The sequence below is a fragment of the Leifsonia sp. Root227 genome (assembly GCF_001428745.1).
Taxonomy (GTDB): Bacteria; Actinomycetota; Actinomycetes; order Actinomycetales; family Microbacteriaceae; genus Leifsonia.
Map to the genome: position 1 here is coordinate 671,262 of NZ_LMIO01000001.1, position 19,339 is coordinate 690,600.

The 19,339-nt window shown below is 66.9% G+C and carries 19 protein-coding genes, 1 tRNA gene and 1 other RNA gene; 12 read left to right on the plus strand and 9 right to left on the minus strand.

All coding sequences use genetic code 11. The features are described 5' to 3' along the window. Nucleotides 1-21 precede the first annotated feature (21 nt). Entirely contained in the window at nucleotides 22-1,998 is a 1,977-nt protein-coding gene (locus ASE16_RS03140) for a helicase HerA-like domain-containing protein (protein ID WP_055890461.1), read from the plus strand. Between the two features lie 46 nt (nucleotides 1,999-2,044). Here the strand turns inward: ASE16_RS03140 and ASE16_RS03145 are convergent, their stop codons facing one another. Both ASE16_RS03145 and ASE16_RS03150 read right to left on the minus strand, forming a co-directional pair. Beyond that, on the minus strand, nucleotides 2,045-2,908 hold the full coding sequence (locus tag ASE16_RS03145) for an aminoglycoside phosphotransferase family protein (protein WP_055890463.1): 864 nt from the start codon (nucleotides 2,906-2,908) through the stop codon (nucleotides 2,045-2,047). Next, a complete protein-coding gene (locus ASE16_RS03150) occupies nucleotides 2,908-3,873 on the minus strand; it encodes a helix-turn-helix domain-containing protein (protein ID WP_082581184.1) in 966 nt (321 codons plus the stop codon). The genes ASE16_RS03145 and ASE16_RS03150 overlap by 1 nt, the downstream gene beginning before the upstream one ends. A 17-nt stretch (nucleotides 3,874-3,890) precedes the next feature. Here ASE16_RS03150 and ASE16_RS03155 point away from each other — a divergent pair, with 17 nt between their 5' ends. Further along, complete coding sequence (locus ASE16_RS03155; RefSeq protein ID WP_055890466.1) at nucleotides 3,891-4,499, plus strand: GNAT family N-acetyltransferase; 609 nt, start codon at nucleotides 3,891-3,893, stop codon at nucleotides 4,497-4,499. Nucleotides 4,500-4,546: 47 nt separating this feature from the next. On the opposite strand, the gene ASE16_RS03160 is transcribed toward ASE16_RS03155, so the two are convergent. Beyond that, entirely contained in the window at nucleotides 4,547-5,083 is a 537-nt protein-coding gene (locus tag ASE16_RS03160) for a hypothetical protein (protein WP_235500294.1), read from the minus strand. 50 nt (nucleotides 5,084-5,133) lie between these two features. Further along, the gene (locus ASE16_RS03165) at nucleotides 5,134-5,370 is read right to left on the minus strand and encodes a hypothetical protein (RefSeq protein WP_157480031.1); all 237 of its coding nucleotides are present in this window, start codon (nucleotides 5,368-5,370) and stop codon (nucleotides 5,134-5,136) included. Nucleotides 5,371-5,885: 515 nt separating this feature from the next. On the opposite strand from ASE16_RS03165, the gene ASE16_RS03170 reads away from it, so the two are divergent. Continuing rightward, entirely contained in the window at nucleotides 5,886-6,392 is a 507-nt protein-coding gene (locus ASE16_RS03170; protein ID WP_055890471.1) for an FBP domain-containing protein, read from the plus strand. A 131-nt stretch (nucleotides 6,393-6,523) separates the two neighbouring features. Here the strand turns inward: ASE16_RS03170 and ASE16_RS03175 are convergent, their stop codons facing one another. Further along, a complete protein-coding gene (locus ASE16_RS03175; protein ID WP_235500296.1) occupies nucleotides 6,524-7,009 on the minus strand; it encodes a carboxymuconolactone decarboxylase family protein in 486 nt (161 codons plus the stop codon). A gap of 104 nt (nucleotides 7,010-7,113) precedes the next feature. Further along, complete coding sequence (locus ASE16_RS03180) at nucleotides 7,114-8,037, minus strand: DUF5996 family protein (protein WP_055890473.1); 924 nt, start codon at nucleotides 8,035-8,037, stop codon at nucleotides 7,114-7,116. A gap of 560 nt (nucleotides 8,038-8,597) precedes the next feature. Here ASE16_RS03180 and ASE16_RS03185 point away from each other — a divergent pair. From ASE16_RS03185 to ASE16_RS03195, 4 genes are all read left to right on the plus strand, one after another. Beyond that, entirely contained in the window at nucleotides 8,598-9,032 is a 435-nt protein-coding gene (locus tag ASE16_RS03185) for a hypothetical protein (protein ID WP_055890476.1), read from the plus strand. Next, nucleotides 9,029-9,529: a hypothetical protein gene (locus ASE16_RS19605; protein WP_157480035.1), complete on the plus strand. Its 501-nt coding sequence runs from the start codon at nucleotides 9,029-9,031 to the stop codon at nucleotides 9,527-9,529. Before ASE16_RS03185 ends, ASE16_RS19605 begins: the two co-directional genes overlap by 4 nt. Nucleotides 9,530-9,579: 50 nt before the next feature. After that, nucleotides 9,580-9,750, plus strand: coding sequence for a hypothetical protein (locus ASE16_RS03190; protein ID WP_157480037.1), 171 nt, complete (start codon nucleotides 9,580-9,582; stop codon nucleotides 9,748-9,750). 365 nt (nucleotides 9,751-10,115) lie between these two features. Then, nucleotides 10,116-10,958, plus strand: coding sequence for a hypothetical protein (locus tag ASE16_RS03195; protein WP_157480039.1), 843 nt, complete (start codon nucleotides 10,116-10,118; stop codon nucleotides 10,956-10,958). A gap of 206 nt (nucleotides 10,959-11,164) precedes the next feature. Here the strand turns inward: ASE16_RS03195 and ASE16_RS03200 are convergent, their stop codons facing one another. Further along, nucleotides 11,165-12,199, minus strand: a complete 1,035-nt coding sequence (locus ASE16_RS03200; protein ID WP_055890484.1) for a PIN domain-containing protein — start codon at nucleotides 12,197-12,199, stop codon at nucleotides 11,165-11,167. A gap of 8 nt (nucleotides 12,200-12,207) precedes the next feature. Further along, complete coding sequence (locus tag ASE16_RS19610; RefSeq protein WP_157480042.1) at nucleotides 12,208-12,720, minus strand: hypothetical protein; 513 nt, start codon at nucleotides 12,718-12,720, stop codon at nucleotides 12,208-12,210. 295 nt (nucleotides 12,721-13,015) lie between these two features. Here ASE16_RS19610 and ASE16_RS03210 point away from each other — a divergent pair, with 295 nt between their 5' ends. Then, the gene (locus ASE16_RS03210) at nucleotides 13,016-14,203 is read left to right on the plus strand and encodes a site-specific integrase (RefSeq protein ID WP_055890489.1); all 1,188 of its coding nucleotides are present in this window, start codon (nucleotides 13,016-13,018) and stop codon (nucleotides 14,201-14,203) included. Nucleotides 14,204-14,271: 68 nt separating this feature from the next. Here the strand turns inward: ASE16_RS03210 and ASE16_RS03215 are convergent. Beyond that, nucleotides 14,272-14,359 (minus strand) — tRNA-Ser (locus ASE16_RS03215). Nucleotides 14,360-14,463: 104 nt separating this feature from the next. Between ASE16_RS03215 and ffs the strand changes: the two genes are divergently transcribed. From ffs to ASE16_RS03230, 4 genes are all read left to right on the plus strand, one after another. Further along, an RNA gene (gene ffs / locus ASE16_RS19285) (signal recognition particle sRNA small type) lies at nucleotides 14,464-14,560 on the plus strand. 106 nt (nucleotides 14,561-14,666) lie between these two features. Then, a complete protein-coding gene (locus ASE16_RS03220) occupies nucleotides 14,667-16,001 on the plus strand; it encodes a DUF1254 domain-containing protein (RefSeq protein WP_055890491.1) in 1,335 nt (444 codons plus the stop codon). A 3-nt stretch (nucleotides 16,002-16,004) separates the two neighbouring features. Beyond that, nucleotides 16,005-18,128, plus strand: a complete 2,124-nt coding sequence (gene pta / locus ASE16_RS03225; protein WP_055890494.1) for a phosphate acetyltransferase — start codon at nucleotides 16,005-16,007, stop codon at nucleotides 18,126-18,128. Further along, a complete protein-coding gene (locus tag ASE16_RS03230; RefSeq protein ID WP_055890496.1) occupies nucleotides 18,125-19,339 on the plus strand; it encodes an acetate/propionate family kinase in 1,215 nt (404 codons plus the stop codon). Before pta ends, ASE16_RS03230 begins: the two co-directional genes overlap by 4 nt.

A 19,339-nucleotide genomic window follows, 5' to 3' on the forward strand; every position in this document is an offset into this window, starting at 1 on the left:
CCGCACCTTTAGAGTGAGCGCATGAGTGACGCGGATGCACTTGCCCAAGCCCAGGCCGACGCGAAAGCCGCCGCGGAGAACGCGGCCAGACTGCAGGCGGAAGCGGCCGAGGCGCTGAAACGGGCACAGGATGCTGCTGCGGAGGCACAGGCGCAGGCCGACGCGGCACAGGCGCGAGCCGAGGCAGTGCAGGCTCAGGCTGTTGCGGCGCAGACGGCCGTCGCAGCCTCGGATGCGGCGACCGCCGCCAGCGCAGCGGCGACGGAGGTCGCGCCGCCCGCGCCCGCCGCGACCGCGGCGACGGAGGTCGCGCCGCCCGCGCCCGCCACGCCGACCGGCGCCCCGACCCCTGCAGCGAGCGGCCAGCTCACCGAGCAGGAGGTGGACGCCGTCCGCGCCGGCTACGCCTTCACCGGGGCGGCCTTGGAAATGGGCGCCCTGGTCAACGGGGAGGCGCGCGCCGACGTTCCTGTGCGCATCCCGTTGTCGATGACGAACCGGCACGGCCTGGTGGCAGGGGCGACGGGCACGGGCAAGACCAAGACGCTGCAGGTGCTCGCCGAGCAGCTTGCCGCGAACGGCGTCCCCGTTTTCGCTGCCGACATCAAGGGAGACTTGTCGGGCATCGCGACAGCCGGGGAGTCGAACGACAAACTCCTCGAGCGCACACGCGGCATCGGCCAGGACTGGGCCCCGCACGCCACCACCACCGAGTTCTTCTCCCTCGGCGGCATCGGGAAGGGCATCCCGATCAGGGCCACCGTCGCCGGATTCGGGCCGCTGCTGCTGTCGAAAGTGCTCGGGCTGAACGACACGCAGGAGTCCAGCCTCGGGCTCGTGTTCCACTACGCCGACAAGGCAGGGCTCCCGCTGCTCGACCTCAGCGACCTGCGCGCGGTCCTCACCTACCTGAACAGCGCGGACGGGAAAGCGGAGCTCGCCGACCTCGGCGGCCTGTCGAGCTCCACGGTCGGCGTGATCCTGCGTGAGCTCATCACCTTCGCCGACCAGGGAGCAGACGCGTTCTTCGGCGAGCCGGAGATCGACACGGCCGAGTTCATCCGGCTCGCCCCGGACGGCACAGGCGTCGTCAGCCTGCTCGAAGTTCCCGGTGTGCAGGACAAGCCTGCCCTGTTCTCCACCTTCCTGATGTGGCTGCTCGCCGACCTGTTCAACGACCTGCCGGAGGTCGGCGACCTCGACAAGCCCAAGCTGGTGTTCTTCTTCGACGAGGCCCACTTGCTGTTCAAGGACGCATCCAAGGACTTCCTCGCCTCCATCACCCAGACCGTGCGGCTGATCAGGTCGAAGGGCGTCGGCATCTTCTTCGTCACCCAGACGCCGAAGGATGTGCCATCCGAGGTGCTCGCGCAGCTCGGCTCGCGCGTGCAGCACCAGCTCCGCGCGTTCACCCCTGACGACGCGAAAGCGCTCAAAGCGACGGTGTCCACCTATCCGAAGTCCGGCTACGACCTGGCCGAGGTGCTGCAGCAGCTCGGCACCGGCGAGGCCGTCGTCACGGTCATGGGCGAGAAAGGCGCGCCGACGCCGGTCGCGTGGACACGGCTGCGCGCACCGCAGGGCTCCATGTCACCCGCGCCGGAGGCGCAGATCGACGCGACCATCGCCGCATCCCCACTGCTCGCGAAATACGGGACGGCCATCGACCGCGACTCCGCCCGCGAAATGCTCACCCGCAAGCTGGATGCGGCAGCCGCAGCCGCAGCGGAGCAGGAGCGCGTGATCGAGCAGGCCAAGGCGGCAGTGGATGCGCAGAAGGCGGCGGACAAGGCCGCCGCGGCGCAGGCGAAAGCGCAGAAGGCGGCCGACGCGGAGTACGAGCGGCTGCTGAAGTCGACGGGGCCGACGACGCGCGGCAGGCGCACGACCTCGAAGCCGCAGCCGAACATCCTGGAGCAGGTGCTCGGCTCGAAGGCGACGGCGTCGATCCTCACGGGCGTGGTGGAGGGGATCTTCGGCACGAGGAAGCGGCGCTAGAAGCGGCGCCGGCGGAGCGAAGGCCCGCGTGCGCGGCGGTTCCGCCTCAGCCAACCGCATCCGGTAGCAGCGATCGCGCCAGCCTGGCCACCTGCACGGTGTGCCCGGCGTCGTCGCCTCCGCGCTCCGACCAGCAGGAGGAGAGGGCTGCCCACGCGAACGCCCAGCGCAGCATCCGCGCTGGCGCGACGCCGGTTGACGCGCAGATGACCCCGAGTTGCCGCTCGAAGCGTCCTGCGGCGAGAGCGGTCCGCGCATCCGGGTTGCACAGGATGTTGGCGTAGTCGAATCCGGGGTCGCCGGCGACGTGCTTCGGGTCGATCGCCAGCCAGCCGTCCGCTCCGAAGTCGAGGACGTTGCCGTGGTGGAGGTCGCCGTGCAGCACCAGGTCGGCGACGGGATGTGCGATCAGCTCCCCGGCGACGGTTGCGGCGTGCGCGTACAGGCCGTCGTGCGCATCCGGGTGGTCGGCCGCCTCCTCGAACAGCTCCCGGAACCAGACGGCCAGCCCCACGAGACCGGCCGGTCTGGGCCGGTCGTCGACGGCGTGCAGGCGGTCGGCCGTACTGCACAGGATGCGCGTCGCCGCGTCGTCGCCGTCCTGCCCCGATCCCGCGATGGTCACCAGATCGCGGTCGCCTGTGGCGCGCTCGATGAGGATCGCGTCGCCGTCCGCCGCGTAGACCGGCGCGGCTCCCCGGCCATCCCACCAGGCCAGCAGGCGCGACCCTGCGGCCTCCTCCGCGACCGTCGCCAGCTTGAGGAACGCGGGGCGCCCGCGCCACTCCACCGGTTGCAGCACGCTCGACGGGGTGGCGAACGCGTCCCCGGCCGGGGTGAGCTGCCAGCGGTCGCGCCAGGGCGCGAGGGCGGCGTCCGGGGCGGCGCGTGACGGATGGCGTCCAGCCATCAGACGGATTCCGTCAGTGGGCGCGCGCCGTCTCGCCCGCGCGTCGTCTCGGCCAGGTACGTGCCGGGCGTCGACCCGATCACCGCTTTGAACTCGCGGCCGAAGTGGGCCTGGTCGGCGTAGCCGAGCTCGGCGGCGAGCTCGGCGAGCTGCGGCGGAGCGGGGGAGCGCAGTGCGGCAGCCGCCTCCTGCAGCCGATAGCGCTGGATGAGCCATTTCGGCCCGAAGCCGATGTGCCCCGCAACGAGCCGCTGCAGATGCCGGACGCCGAGACCGAACCGGTCGGCGAGCTGTTCGACGCGCGTGATGGTTCTGTCGGTCTCCACCGCAGCAACGATGGCGTCGACCATCCGCGCCTCGGCACCGGGAGCAGGCAGCGTCGCCGTCCACTCCTCGAACGCCTCGACGGCAGCGCGGTCGTCGCCCCGCCGCATGGCATCGTGGATGCGCCCCTTCAGCGCATCCACGCCGGGAAGCAGCAGTGCGTGATGCTGGTAGCCGCCGGCCGCGTCTGCGACGCCCACGCCGTCTGCGACGCCCGCTCCGTCTGCGAGCGGGACGGCCGATGGCAGGCTGCGGACGCTCACTCCGGCGAGGCCGCGCGCCACGCCGGGGCGGAGCATCGCCCCGAACGCCCAACCGTCGCCGCGCAGGGTTTTCACGCTGAGGCCGCGTCGCGCCAGGTGGAGCGCCGTCGTGTGCTGCTCGAAGACCAGGTTCGCCGTCGGGTACTCGAGCACCTGCTGACGGAGCGACGCTCCGGGGACGAGTCGCCAGCGCGGGGTCCAGTAGTGGCGGACGAACACGGCGGCGCCCTCACCCGGCCAGAGCCGCTCGATGGTCACGGGTGCCGACGCGCTCTCGTTGAGGTGCCCGTGACTCACCGGCTGAGCGTCGCGATCGGCGCCGGAGCGTGCGCCGGAGCGGGCGGCGGAGTCGGGGACGGCAGCGGCGGAGGGGCTCACGCTGACATACTTTCACGGTGAGCTCGATCCGTCCCTACCAGCCCGGCGACCGCGACGACGTGTACACGGTGTGCATCCGAACGGGAGCGAGCGGGGGTGACGCGACGGGGACGTACAGGGACGACGATCTCATTCCGGACGTATTCGCGGGCCCGTACGTGACGTACCAGCCCGACCTCGCGTTCGTGGTCGACACCGGGGAGCACGTCGCGGGGTATGTGATCGCGGTCGCGGACAGCGCAGCGTTCGTCGACTGGTACGCCGCCGAGTGGCTGCCGTCGTTCGCCGCCAAGTACCCTCTCGACACGGCGCGCGACGACAAGGAGCGCGAAGCCATCACGTTCGGTCTCGACCTGCAGGGGATGCTCGTCCCCGAGCTCGCTGCGTACCCGGCGCACCTGCACATCGACCTGCTCCCCGAACTGCAGGGGCAGGGCTTCGGCCGCGCACTGATCCGGACGCTCCTCGCCGCCCTCCGGGAGCGCGGAGTGCCAGGCGTGTACCTGCGGATGTCGCCGACGAACCACGGTGCGCGCGCGTTCTACGAGAAGCTCGGCTTCCGCGAGCTGCCGTCGAGCACGCCGGACGGCCCGGTGTACGCGATCGCGACCGACGCCGTTCTGTAGCCGACGCCGTGCTGTAGTCCGCGCCGTTCTGTAGCCGGCGCCGCAGGTCAGCGACCGAACCGCGGCAAACGCTCGAACCAGTACAGCAACCCCGGGGATGCGCGCCGCAGCTCAGAGAGCGTCATCGAGTCCGCGCGTCTGGTGACGGGCACGTCGAGTTCTTCCGCCACCCGCTCCATGTCTTCGAGCGCCCAGAACTGCCCGCGCATGCGGATCAGCAGCCGGCCGTCCGTGCCGGTGATGAAGAGCTGCGGCTGGGTGTCGAGGGTGCTGCCCTCGTACAGGTTGACCAGGATGACCTGGCCGACCGAGCCGGGAAGCACATCCACTGTCCTGCCGAAGAAGCCGCGTTCGCGCACGACGTCGCGGCTGAGCTGGATGGTCGTGCTGAAGAACGCGAGGACGGCGAGCGTCGTGCCCGCGATCACCACGATGTGGACGCCGAGCACGAGAGGCCAGACGCCGTCCGGGATGGTCAGCCAGTAGAGGACGGCGAAGACCGGAGTGGTGAGGGCGAGGATGGCGATGATTCCGCGCGCGAAAAGGTGGGCGTGCGGGCGCAGAACCACTGTCTGCTGCACCACGCCCGTCTCCTGTCTCAGCTCCCGCCGACCCTCCATCCTTCGAGGATCGCCTATCGCGCAGACCTTTCGGTAGCGGCATTTTGGGGGACACGGGCGTCCGGTTTTCGAGCGGCGGCCTGCTCGCGCATCCGGATGTTGCGCACCCGGAACGCGCTCAGAACGGTGATCAGGACACACACCCCGAAGACGACCGCCATGCCCAGGTCGTGCATGTTGCGCCCGATGAGCAGCGTGATGGCGCCGAGCAGCACGGTCGTGCAGAGCTGGGCGAAGACCTTCTTGCTCACGGAGCCACCTTCCGACGGGCCGGAGTCCATCGTAGTGTCGGTGTCAGGGCGACTGCCCGGCCGCCGTAACGGAAAGGACACGACCGTGACGAACAAGACGCCGCGCGAAGAAGCCATCCAGAAGGAGCAGGAGCGCAAGGACGACGAGAAGGAGCGCCTCGAAGAAGAGGAGGAGCGCCGCCTGAAGTAGCAGCGCCGTTCTGTTGAGCGGGCGGGGGAGCCGGCGGTGGAGGCCGCCGCGGGCGTTTGTTACACTCCCAAGGTGTCTTCCCCGCTCATCCCCGTGCTGCCCTCCGGGCGTCAGGAGGTCGTCGGCGTTCTGAACGCCGGCGCGAGATAGCGTCGTCTTCCCCTGCCTTCCACCCTCGTTTTCGCGCGAGGGATGCGGTGATCGACCCCGTGCATCCAGCTGTGGTGCCTGTCGTCCCGCGCAGATTTCGACGCACGACACGGCGCTTCCGCCCGTGCGCTCTCTCCGGCCGTCGCGGCCGCACTCCGATTGGTGACACACCCTCATGCTCCCTCTAACCGAGCAACAGCTCCGCTCCTCGTTCGTCAACGCCTCCCGCAAGGAGGTGAGCGACCTGACCCTGCCCGCCGACTTCCAGACCATCGACTGGGATGCGCTCGACTACCTCGGCTGGCGCGACCGCAAGCAGCCGAAGCGCGCGTACGCCGTCGTGATCCTCGACGACGCGCCCGTCGGGCTGCTCCTGCGCCAGGCTGAGGCGTCAGCGCTCAGCCGCCCGCAGTGCTCTTGGTGCCAGGACGTCAACCTGACCAACGACGTCGCCTTCTACAGCGCCAAGCGCGCCGGGCAGGCCGGAAAGAACGGCGACACCGTCGGCACGCTGGTCTGCACCGACTTCGGATGCTCTGCAAATGTCCGCAAGCGCCCGCCGCTCGCCTACGTGGGCTTCGACGTGGACGCGGCCAGGCTCGAACGCATGGCGAGCCTGCGCGAGCGCGCGGCGAGCTTCGCGGTTTCGGTGCTGCACGGGACGGCCCGCACACCGGCCTAGCCCTCCGGCTGCGCATCCACAGCCGCCTCCACAGGCGGCGCTGCGCGGAACGACGAGATGCCGGTAACTGCTCGGAATCCAAGGGGAGCCGCTGCAGTTACCGGCATCTCGTCAGCGGACTGCGACCCGCGTCAGCGCAGGGGACGGCCCTCCGCGTCGCGGGCCTGTACCCGGTGTTCGCTGAGGATCGAGATGCGGTTGAACGCGTTGATCGTCACGGCGATCCACTCGGCGGCGACGTACGCGGATTCGCCGAGCACGGTGTGCGCTCCGACGAGGTCGGCGCGGGAGTCCTCCGTCAGCGGCAGGAGCGTCGCCGCCTCGGCGATCGCGAGCACGGCCTCATCCCTTTCGCTGTACAGCTCGGCGTCGCGCCACGCGGGCAGCATGTCGAGCTTCTGCTGGGGGACCCCCGCTTTGCGTGCCTCGCGGGAGTGCAGATCGAGGCAGAAAGCGCACGCGTTCAACTGGGATGCTCGCACTTTGATGAGCTCCGCCTCCTGCGGGCTCAGACCGCTGCGGAGCGCAGCTTCTGCGACGACGGCGGACAGCTCTCGCGCGGCATGCCAGACGTCGGGCAGCGCTTTGTCGAGGTAGGGGCGCACGACGTTCGTCACCTCCGCGGGAGGCACGGTAGGCCTGCCGGGCCGCTCGGCGGGATGTTCGTGTCGATCCCGTCGGTCATCGTCCGCTCCGCTCCGTCATCGTCCGCTCCGCTCCGTCATCGTCCGCTCCGCTCTCTGCTCGATCCGGTCGTCAGGCCGGCGGGCCACTCGCCGAGGCGCGCGGCCGCGTCGTACGTGGCGTCGAAGAACGCCAGCACCGTCCCGTCGGGGTCGGACGACGTCCTGACCGCCTCGTAAGGCAGGAGGAATTCGCCGTACTCCGCGCTGAACGATGCTCCCTCGGGCAGGTCCGCCTCCGCGTAACCGTCCGGTGCGGGATAGGCGTACGAGTAGAACGCGCCTTCGCCTCCGCCGCCCGGCCAGAATCCGGCACTGCTGAGCTCGTGCGAGTACGCCTCGCGCATCACACTCGGCGGGCAGTTCGGTGCGCCGCCTGGGTGCGTCGGGGCGGTGCGCCCGGAGAACCTGGTGACCGCGAGGTCCATGGAGCCCCGGAAGAAGTGCACGGGGCTGGCCTTGCCGACGAAACCGGAGCGGAACCGCGCGAGGACCCGATCTGCCTGGATCAGCTGCCGCCAGAATGCGCCGGCGTGCTCTGGCAAGTAGGTGTCGTGGATGGTGTCCTCGGCGAACGGGATGGCGACCTCGACCTCGTTCGGGGTCGGGTGGATCACCACGTCGATCCCCAGCTCGCGAAGCGCTTCGAAGACGCGGGCGTAGAACTCCGCGACAGAGTGACCGGGGAGCGGAAACGAGACCGACCCACCATCGCTCGTTCGCGCGACGAGCGCGTAGTCGACGAAATCGAACGCGATCTCCAGCGTGCGTGCGCCGACGGGGATTCCGCCCGTGGTGAGCCCGCGGGCATCGACGAGCAGTGTCACGTGCCACCAGTGGTTGATCGGTGCGGCCAGCGCCATCTTGATCTTCCCGACGATCTGCGTCCACATGTGGAGCGTCTCGCGGGTGGGGGTCCAGGTGTCCACCGCGAGCATCGGCCAAGTTGTCTCGTCCGCCATCTGCGCCCCCTTCGCCTCGTCGCAGGTCCGATCGTCAGGGCACTCACTCTAGCCTTCGCGGGCGACGGACGGATCACGCGTGGCTGCCGCATCCAGGTGCCGATGTCGCTTCCCGATGACAACGTGGTGTTCGGTTCGCGGACGCCGGAGGGGAAGACCGGCCTCGCGGCCCCGAGACGTATGCCACGACTCAGGTGAGACCTATGTCGCGACTCATCACATTGGCGGAGAATGGGGGATTCGAATCCCCATCGAGGTGCCCTAACGCCTTGAATAGAGGACGACTCCCGCGGAATTCCGCGGAAGTGGCATCTCCTGATATCTCACTAAATTAGGTGGATCTCAGAATTTTGTGGGCAAAGTGTGGGCACGGGATCTGGCGAGAAGCATCGCGCGAAGCATCGGGTATGCGCGCAGCGGCGGTATTGGGGTATTTCAGCTCGCCTTCATTGTTCTCCGCGTGCTTTACGGGCGGGGAATCGAGCCCGAAGCGGCCTCTCATATGTCGTGAGCCATTGGATGCGCGCCAGTAATCGGATAGGAGGTTCGACAAATATCCCGTGCACCGGCTGGAGACTGCTAGCTTTTCAGGCGTGCGAAGTGCTGACGTTGAATGGACCCTTTGGGGCGTCCACTGGGACGGCACGTTCGCGGCCGCGGTCGTGGCCGGCGTGATTGCCTTGATCACGTTGGCGTGGACCATCACTTCATGCTTGATCGGGCGCTCCGACGCGAGATCCTTGAGTCATGAGCAGATCGAAGCGAGCAAAGCTAATGTCAAGGCCGAACTAGATGCCCGGATTCCGCTCGACAACCGCGCGCAGTTTCTTGAACGCTTCAAATGGGGGCTGCAGTTGGTAAGAAGCAAGAATTCAACCGAGCGTTTCACGGGCGCAGTGCTCTTGAAAGATCTGACATTGGATCCGTTCGTCACCGTGAAGGATCAGCAGCTCGCGCTAAGCGTGGTGACTAAGCTTGGACCAGGTGGAGCATGACAGTTACTTGGGATGAAGCAAACCAGGCCGTCGCGGAGTTGCGCGCCCAGCTAGAGGCCGCCCTGGGGGTTTCCGTCTTAGTGGAGAGCGCAGAGGAGACAGGCGTCGAGTCTTCGCTCAATGATGGCGAGATGGACGGGCGGCTAGCGGGCAGTGCCGTGGAACTTGCTCTGGCCAACGCGCGTATAGCCAAGTTGTCGAATGAATTGCGCAAAGAACGTGAAGAGATTCGCCAGCTCCGCGTCAAGCTCGCCCACCACGAAACGGGCAGTGGCTTGTCGAAGGCTGTCCGTCGGGCAGTCACGTCGCGAAATGGCTTTCGGACACGTATCCCGAGAGGCAAAGGGGTTGAGATCACCGTGAATGGAACGAGCTTCAGGCTAAAGCCTGGCGCTGATCTCAATATTGAAGGCGTGAAACTGGAACAGGTCAGACTCCGTTCGGCCGGAAAGTTGCGACCATTAACGACTGAAAGCGGCGAGGCGAAATCTAAATAATCGTCACAGCCGACGAGCACAAGACCGCGTGGTCGGTGATCCTGTCGTGCGTGCCAGAGATCGGCGGATTTCGGGAGGTCGTCGAGATGATCAACGGCGACGCCGACACTATCGCAGCGAGACTTCACATCCATCCCGGCTCGGCACGGGCGCGGGTCGCGACCGCGAAGCGATTGCTGATGATCGACCGTACCGTCCTGGAGCACGAGGTGGCGGCGTGATCGGCGCCGGCATGGCTGCAGCTCATGCTGTGTCGCATCCGAAGACGACCCGGAACCTACTGATCGTCGCGGCGGTCATCAAAACCTGATCGTTCCTGTCGTGCTCGTCGCCGTTCCGGTGTCGCTCGTCCTCGTAATGGGCACGAGCGGCTTCGGTGGTGGTGGTGGTGGTGGTGGGGGAGTGTGCGGCGGATCCGCCCCGTCGGTCGAGGCCGGCCAGAACGTGGACGGGTATGGACCAGACCAGTTGAAGATCGCGGCGACAATTATCACCGTCGGCCAGCAGACGAGCGTGCCCCTGAATGGCCAGACTCTCGCGTTGATGGTCGCCATCGGCGAGTCCGGGCTACGGAACCTCGATCACGGTGACGCCGTTGACAACACCACCATCGGCGTCTTCCCAGCAGGGCGCCGGCTACGGCACTCCGGCGCAGCGGATGGACCCGGCGACCGCGGCCGCCGCCTTCTACACCCGCATGCTGCACATCGCGGACTGGCAGACGCTCGCGCCCACCCTGGTCGCCCACGCGGTCCAGATCAACGCCGACCCGAACCACTACGCCCCGTTCTGGGCATCGGCCGAGCACGTCTTGGCGGCTCTGACCGGCGCGAGTGCGGGCACCTGTCGGGTGCCAGCGGACGCGCGCGCCGCCGCCGCGGTCCTGGTTGGTGCGATCCAGGTGAAGAAGCTGAACTTCCTTGAGCTCCGCTACCAGCAGCAGGTCATCGACATGGCCGACGGGACGGCGACACCCGCCTGCACGATCGACGCGCACGTTCTCCAGTTGATCGTCGTCGCCGTCCGGTCGTTCCAACAGGTCGGCGTCAGCGACCTGAACCGGCGCTGCACGGGCATGACCCCGGCGCAGGCGCTGCGTCGGCGCATTGGAAGGGCAAAGCGGTGGATTTCTACGCGATCAACCGGCAGTCCCTCATCGGTCGCTGACCGCCGACCGGCTGGGCCTCACGGTCTTCGCGCCCGTCGGACGGCGGAGGCGGCCGCCCTGGGGGAGTGCGCCATCAGGGCGGCCCGCGGTCGCCCACGCTACTCGACAAGGAGCCCGGGAGCTTCAGGGCCTGCGGTGTATGCCACCGCCCCGCTCCGCCCTCACGGCGGAGCTTTCCCTCCTACTCCGCATTTATTCCGCACATTGAAACCAATCGGGCGCGATCCCAATCCGCTCTGCGCAACCGAAGTCCGCGGATAATCAACCAAAAGCATCCTGTGCGACCTACGCGATCTACTGGAGCCTAGTCGTCGTGCCGTTCGTTCGAGTTTGGCTCTGGTAGTGGCTAAGCGGCGTCAGATTGGTGACCTCGGTGAGGCGCCCGAACGAGGATTCATGAAATCGAGGGCGGGTTTTCAATCATCATCGATTGAGCTGATTGCACAAAGATCCAGTCTCGTATCTATTCATTCGAGCGGCTCGGCTCGGATGTCGACGATATTGGGAACGCCCAAAGGAGCCTCGTAGCCTGGGGTTTCAAGAACTCCGGACACAAACAACGGCATCTCCAAGCGGCCTTCATCAATGAACGATCCGCCCGTCGCGTCAACCACCGTCCTTGCTGCCAGCTCAGCTTCCACTCGGATCACAAACGTGATTCGCAAACCCGCATTGTCGTAGTACTGCTGGACCGTGAGGTCCTGGGTCGTCGCGTCCTCAAGGTCGAGGACCAGAACGTCGGCAATAGAGTCAGCAAGCCCGAGACGTCGTGGGTCGACGTCGAGGTCATTCGTTCGAAGGTAGTCGAGGATGTGTGCGGCTATCTCGGCTTTCCCCACCCAAAGCGCTCGTCCGTCCACAGCCTCCATGAACTGCCCAGGCACCGGCACGTCCCGAAGGCTTGTGAACCAGCGGATCCACGGATAACCGGCGTCGTACTTTTCTAGATCGCCTTTAAGGTCTGGGTGGAATCCTGCTTCTCCGTCTTGTTCGTTTGGACCGCCAAACGCCCGACGGTCGGCGGACACAAAGAAGATGTCGTGCCCCTCATAGAGCTCGTCGACGATCCCCAAGAACGCATACCAATGAAGCGTGTCTCGGTAGCCGTCTCCGTTGTCGTCGAATGGGCGTCTGCGGGCAATCGCTCTCCCTGCCACGATGTCGTGATTGACCTTCGGTGTCGGTACGACCTCCACGCCTCGGGCTTTGAGGGCGGCCTTCAAATGCTTCGGATATCGAGCTCCCTCGTCGCGAGCCTCCTCCATCGCAGTCTCCAAGCTCGCCTTGACGTTCTTGGAGGTATATCGAGATACCTTCTTGATTTCGAGGGCGGTTGCCTGCCGCTTCCGTTGATATGTAGCCACGGCTTCGTCAACAGCCAGCCGGGGTGTCAGAACTCGGATTCGGCCCGCTTGTTGAGCTTCTTTGATTGACTCCCAGGTCGAGTCGCGGAGAAGCGGGTCAGACACCAGAACATTGGCGTCAATCATGATGATGAGCATTGTCGGATTCAGCCCCGAATGAACGCCCAGGAGAATGGAAGCGTGACTGCGTAAACGCCAGCGGCCAAGAGACTTGACACGATCCGGTTTACTCCGGACAGAAGGCGCCAGCTCTCGGAGTCCGCGCTGACCAGGTCGTAGACGCGCACTGCGATCCAGGCCAACGAGACGGCTCCGACAAGCAGCCAGGCAATCCAACTACCAACTTCAATGGTCGCGGCGACGCCGAGCATTGCAGATGACGCTCCGCGGCCGCCGAAGTATGCGGTTATCAGTCCGAGACCCATGAAAGCAATTGCGGCCACGACTACGACGTCGGACCGTTCAACGAGCCAGCGGTGTGCATTTTGCAGCGCAGGCTGAACAATTCCAACTCCGCCCCAGCCTGCCGCGCCAGAGAGAGTCAGCAGGGGAGTCGTCTTGAGGATAAGCCCGATCGCGCCAGCGAGGACCAAGACAGATGCGGCGAAGCCGTACGGCGCATCCCAACTGACCTTGAGTAGGTCGAGAAAACTTGTCAATGCACCCCCCTGCGTTGCACACACGCTAGCGCAAGCACACGACATTGGATGTAGCTGGTGCGGCTTCACGACGGCACGCCGACCAACGCTGCCAAGGGCGCATGCCTCGATCCTGGCGCGCCGTACCCTGCGGCCACGATGCGATTCGGGCGGCCGAGCTCGCATGTTCGTTCCAAATGCGCGTGTGCGGCGCATCGGTTCGTGGTTAGTGCGCGGGACATCACGCCGAAGGTGCGGAGCGTCACTGCGCGCCAGTTCGGCCACTATTCCGGAACGTGTAAGCGAGGAGGGCGTCATGGGAACCGTTACCCCCTACGAAACGAGCGCCGGCCGTCGTTGGCGCGTTCGATATCGCACGCCAGAGCACCGTCAGACTGACAAGCGTGGTTTCAAGACCAAGCGCGACGCTGAGCTGTATCTGGCGAATGTCGAAGTCTCGAAGGCCGTGGGGTCGTACGTAGATCCACAAGCGGCACGAATAACAGTGGGGGAGCTCGCTCCGGGTTGGCTCGCGAACAAACGTCAGGCGATGAAGCCCTCGAGCTTCCACTCGATCGAGACGTCATGGCGCGTTTACGTCGAACCGCGATGGTCAACCGCCGCTGTAGGGGCTATCCGACCAAGCGCTGTCGCGCAGTGGATCCGAGAGATGGGCCAGGGCACGGCTGTGTCGAATGCGCGAGCCGCGTGGACCGCTGACCTATCGAGACCGCGCTCGGCGACCGTCGTCCTCCGAGCTCTCGGCATCCTCGCCGGCATCCTCGACGTGGCGCTGAAGGATGGTCGAATCACTAAGAACGTTGCCCGCGGCGCAGATGGTTCACCACGAAAGCACTCGAATAGGGCTCGTCGATACCTCAGTCACGAGGAAGTGATCCGCTTCGCGGAGGCTGCGGACACCGACATGCAGGCCACTCTTTTGATGGTACTTGCGTACCGTGGGCTGCGCTGGGCGGAGGTGACAGGCCTCCGCGTCCGCGACCTTTCGATGAAGCGGCGTCGGCTGGAGATCAACCACACCGCCACCGAGGTCGACGGCAGCGTCGTCGAGGGCGTGCCCAAGTCCTGGGAGCGTCGCTCGGTGCCGTTTCCCGACTTCCTGTCCGAGCCTCTAGCTCGGTTGTGCACGGACAAGGGGCTAGACGATCTCGTCTTCGCCGACCGGTATGGCGGCTTCCTCCGCCGCCCGAGCGCTAGCAAGAACAAGCGGTCCTGGTTCCTAATCGCGCTCGCCGTAGCCGACCTCGAACGCCTCACGCCGCACGACCTCCGACACACGGCCGCGAGCCTCGCCGTCAGCTCCGGAGCGAACGTCAAAGCCATCCAGCGCCTGCTTGGTCACAAGTCCGCCGCCATGACCCTCGACACCTACGCCGACCTCTTTGACGACGACCTCGACGAGGTCGCGATGCGCCTCAATGAGGGAGGTCAGCAAAAAAGTGTGGGCAAAGTGTGGGCACGGCGGACCGAATCGGCTGGCTGAGGACAGAGCAAAGGCCCCGGCTTCCGCGTAATCACGCGGATCTCGGAGCCATCATTCACAAGGCAAAATGGCGGAGAATGGGGGATTCGAACCCCCGAGGGCTTGCACCCAACACGCTTTCCAAGCGTGCGCCATAGGCCACTAGGCGAATTCTCCTGAGGCGGTGTCGCTCCCGCAGGAGCAACGGCCACGAAGTATCCTACCGGGTCTTCGGGGGTGCTCGGTGCCACGAGCTCTCAGTCTGACCCGCTACACTGGTTTCCGGCTCCTCACGTGGCGCCATCCAGGCCAACTCCCCCAGGGCGGAAACGCAGCAAGGGTAACCGGGCTCTGGCGGGTGCGTGAGGGGTCTTTTTCTTTGCTGCCGGTCAGGGTGTTCCGCGTACAGTTGGGAAGAGCACAGCCGCTCTTCTACACTCTGTAGAAGAGCGGATCGAGATCCGCCGATGGAGTGAGGTGCTGGATGACCGGGCAATTGAGCGAACTGGCCTCTGAAGCGTATGTCTTCGGGTTTCCGCTCGTCTTCAACGGTGAGCAGATTCTGCGGCTCACCACGAGCGGGATCGGCACTCTGCCTTCCGCCTCGTTCAACTCGTTCTCTCACGCACGCGCGCTGGCGAGCCCGCGCGACACCTTCGTCTCCATCAACAACGACACCGTCTATTCCATCGCCCCCGTGGACCTGAGCGTCGGGCCCGTCCTGCTGAGCGTCCCGGAAGCGGGCGACCGCTACTACGTGCTGCAGTTCGTGGATGCGTGGACCAACAACTTCGCGTACGTCGGCACCAGGGCGACGGGCAATCGCCGCGGCGACTTCCTGCTCGTGCCCCCGGAGTGGGAGGGCGGCCCTGAGGCGGAGGGCGTGACCGTCATCCGGTTCCCAACGCGGATCGCCGTGATCGTCGGACGCTGGGCGTGCGACGGCGAGGAGGATCTGCCCGCCGTCGAGGAGTTGCAGAACTCGCTGACGCTGACGCCCATCCGGAAGTCGCTGACCCCGCCGCAGGGCGTCCCCGTCGTCGCCGGAGGGCTGAGCGAGGCGCTCGACTTCTTCGAGCGGCTCAGGGTCTGGGCGCTCGCCTTCCCTCCCGCGGAACGCGACAGGGCGGCCCTCGACTCGTACGGCGAGCTCGGTCTGACCAGTGCGTACACCGTCGCGGAGGCGCCGGCCGAGGTGCGCGAAGCTCTCGAGGTCGGCTACGCGGCAGGAAAGCAGGCACTCCAGATGGCCGTGCGCTCCGGCGACGGCCCGTACGTCAACAACTGGCTGGTCAACCTGCACATGTTCGACTACAACCTGGACTTCTTCGAGGTCGGGACGCTCGACGACCCTGCCTGGAAGCACGCTGACCCGAAGACCAGGTACGCCACCAGGGCCGCCGCCGCGCTCGCCGGGCTGTGGGGCAACCACGGCTACGAGGCCGCGTATTTCTTCACCTACCTGGATGCGGCGGGGGATGCGCTCACCGGAGAGCACACGTACGCCCTGCGCCTGCATCCGACGCCGCCCGTCGGCGCATTCTGGTCCATCACCATGTACGACCTCCCGAACTTCTACCTCGTCGAGAACCAGGCGGCGCGGTATTCGATCGGGGACAGGACGCGAGGGATCGTGTACGACGACGACGGAGGCTTGACCATCACCATGAGCGCGACCAGACCGGCCGACGAGAAGGCGGCTGCCAACTGGCTGCCGGCGCCGCAGGGCGAGTTCCGCCCCATCCTGCGCCTGTACGCTCCGAAGCAGGAGCTGGTCGACGGCACGTATGAGGTCCCGGCGATCGAGCGGGTCGTCTGAGTCGTGGCGAGATCTCTCTACATCACGTCCGCTGAGGGTCACACCGGCAAGTCCACCGTCGCTCTCGGGGTGCTCGAGGCGCTTCGCCGCGCTGTGGGAAGGGTCGGCGTCTTCCGTCCCATCGCGCGGTCGACCTCCGAGCGCGACTACGTTCTCGAACTGCTGCTGCAGCGCGAGACGGCCGACATCGCGTACGAGGAGGCCATCGGCGTCACCTACGACGACGTCCACCTGGATGCGGAAGCCGCCCTCTCCGAGATCGTCCGCCGCTTCCGGGCGGTCGAGTCGCGCTGCGACACGGTCGTCATCCTCGGCTCCGACTACACCGACGTCGGCAGCCCGACCGAGCTGCGGTTCAACGCGCGGATCGCCGCGAATCTCGGGGCTCCCGTGCTGCTCGTCCTCGGCGGCCGCATCGGTCAGGGCCTCGGAGAGCGTCTCGGCCAGGCTGAGCCGCGCACGGCGGAGGACATGAAGCAGCTCACCGAGCTGGCCGTCGCCGAGCTGCGCGACGAGCACGTCGCTCTGCTCGGCGTCGTCGCGAACCGTGCGGACCCCGACGACCTGGATCAGGTCGTCAGCGCCGTGCAGCAGGCCGTCGGGGTGTCGCCGAGCGGCGACAGGGCGCCCGTGTGGGCGATCCCGGAGGACCCGTTCCTCGTCGCTCCGAGCATGCGCTCGATCATGGAGGCGACAGGGTCCACTCTGATCGCGGGCGACGAAGCGCTGCTGGCGCGCGAGGCGCTGGGCGTCGTGGTCGCCGGCATGTCGATGAACAACGTCCTGCCGCGGCTGATCGAGGGCTCCGTCGTCGTCGTCCCTGCCGACCGCACGGAGGTGCTGCTCGCCGTGCTGCTGGCGAACGCCTCCGGCACGTTCCCCTCCATCGCCGGAATCGTGCTCAACGGAGGGTTCGAGCTGCCAGAGCCGATCGAGCGGCTGCTCTCCGGGCTCCGGTCTCCGCTGCCGATCGTGGAGACCGACCTCGGCACTTACGACACCGTGGTGCGGATCACGCACGCCCGCGGCAGGCTCGCCGCCGACTCGCAGCGCAAGTACGACACCGCGCAGGCGCTGTTCGAACGCCACGTGGATGCGGATGCGCTGCTCAAGCGGCTCGACGTGAGCCCGCGGGATGTCGTCACCCCGCTGATGTTCGAGTACGACCTGTTGGAGCGTGCTCGCGCCGCGGACAAGCACATCGTCCTGCCGGAGGGCGAGGACGACCGCATCCTGCGCGCCGCGGCGACGTTGCTCGCCCGCGGAGTCGCAAGGCTCACCATCCTCGGCGAGTCGTTCGAGGTGCGCGCGAGGGCCATCGAGCTCGGCGTCGACATCTCCGGCGCCGAGGTGCTCAGCCCGTTCGACGACGTGCTGCGGCTGCGCTTCGCCCAGGAGTATGCCCGGCTCAGAGCGCACAAGGGCATCACGCTCGAACAGGCGTCGGACACGGTCACGGACCCCTCGTACTTCGGCACGATGATGGTCCACCTCGGTCTCGCCGACGGCATGGTGTCCGGTGCAGCGCACACCACGGCTCACACGATCCGTCCGGCGTTCGAGATCATCAAGACCCGCCCCGAGGTGTCCGTGGTGTCGAGCGTCTTCCTGATGGCGCTCGCCGACCGGGTGCTCGTCTACGGGGACTGCGCCGTCATCCCCGATCCGACGGCGGAGCAGCTGGCGGACATCGCGATCTCGTCGGCGGAGACGGCGGAGCAGTTCGGCATCGAGCCGCGGGTCGCGATGCTGTCGTACTCCACGGGCGAGTCGGGCACGGGCGCCGACGTCGACAAGGTGCGGGCGGCCACTGCCCTCGTGCACGAGAGAGCGCCTCAGTTAGCGGTGGACGGTCCCATCCAGTACGACGCGGCGGCGGATGCGGCGGTCGGTGCCGCGAAACTGCCTGGCTCGCAGGTGGCAGGACGGGCGACGGTGTTCATCTTCCCCGACCTCAACACCGGCAACAACACATATAAGGCAGTGCAGCGCAGCGCCGGCGCCGTGGCGATCGGGCCTGTGCTGCAGGGACTGCGCAAGCCGATCAACGACCTGTCCAGGGGCGCCCTCGTCGACGACATCGTCAACACGGTCGCCATCACCGCGATCCAGGCGGGTCTCGCATGAGCGCCGTCCTCGTGATCAACAGCGGATCGTCGTCGTTCAAGTACCAGCTCATCGACCTCGACACCGAGCAGCCGCTGGCGAGCGGGCTCGTGGAGCGCATCGGTGAGCGGTCGGGACACACCACCCATCGCGGCCCGAACGGCACGAGCGAGCGCAGCCTGGAGATCCCCGACCACACCGCGGGGTTCCAGGCGATGATCGAGGCGTTCGAGGCCGACGGGCCGAGCCTCGCCGAGTATCCGCCCGTCGCCGTCGGCCACAGGGTGGTGCACGGAGGCAAACGGTTCTTCGAGCCCACCATCGTGACTCCGCTGGTCGAGATCAACATCGAAGACCTCGCCGACCTTGCCCCGCTGCACAACCCGGCCAATCTGCAGGGCATCCGAGCGGCGGAGAAGGCGTTCCCCGACGTTCCGCACGTCGCGGTGTTCGACACCGCCTTCCACCAGACGCTGCCGCCGGAGGCGTACACGTACGCGATCGATGCTGAGCTCGCCGAGCGTCACCGGGTGCGCAGGTACGGCTTCCACGGCACATCGCACAAGTACGTGTCAGAGACGGCTGCCGCGTTCCTCGGCCGTCCGCTCGGGGAGTTGAAGCAGATCGTGCTTCACCTCGGCAACGGGGCGTCGGCGTGCGCGATCGACGGCGGCCGCTCCATCGACACTTCGATGGGCATGACTCCGCTCGAAGGGCTCGTGATGGGCACCAGGTCGGGCGACCTCGACCCTGCTGTCCTCATCCACCTGGCCAGGCGGGCGAACCTCGACATCGACGGCCTCGACGAACTCCTCAACCGCAAGAGCGGTCTGCTCGGGTTGTCCGGCACGGGCGACATGCGGGATGTGCGCCGCGCGGCGAACGACGGCGACGAGGCGGCGCAGCTCGCCCTGGCGACCACCGTGCATCGGCTGAAGCACTACATCGGCGCGTACACGGCGCTCCTCGGTGGCCTCGATGTGCTCACCTTCACGGCGGGCGTCGGCGAGAACGACGCCGCGCTGCGAGCGGATGCACTGGAGGGATTGGAATCGTTCGGCATCGTGCTCGACAGGGAGCGGAACGCGAGCCGGTCGTCGGAGGCGCGGATCATCTCCACCGACGACTCGCCGGTGACCGTCCTCGTCGTTCCCACCGACGAGGAACTGGAGATCGCCCGCCAGACCGTGCAGGCGATCGCCGGGACACCGGGGGCCTCAGCCGCCGGGTGA